We start from the raw sequence: 376 nt of genomic DNA on the forward strand, positions 1-376 counted from the left end.
TGACCTTCCTTACGCGGTAGCCTTGAGGCAGCTTTTCAAAAATTACAAGATAAGGGCGCAGATGAATACCAAATACATTGAACACGATACAAGAGAGGCGACAGTTACACATGTTTTAAACCTTTTAATATCCCGCTTGACATCTGCTGACATCCAAAGTACAATTACTCCCGATGAGGGAAGAAACGTTCCGTGGCATTACAACAATATAAACGCTATAAACACAGCAAAACAGGCATTGATTGGAATGGACGGCCTTACGGAAATGGTAAAACTCAATTTTGACGGAGAATTGGGGAAAAAAGTAAGAGAGCTCAAGATGAGGGCAATACTTTTCATGGAAGAAATACTAGAAGTTGGTGGATATTTTAAAGCA

The 376-nt window shown here is 39.9% G+C and carries 1 pseudogene; it reads left to right on the forward strand.

The features are described from left to right. Positions 1–376 (forward strand): annotated as a pseudogene (locus AC29Z1_RS17640) (D-ornithine 4,5-aminomutase subunit OraE); the annotation flags it as partial.

It is taken from the genome of Sporomusa sp. (genome assembly GCF_057736855.1).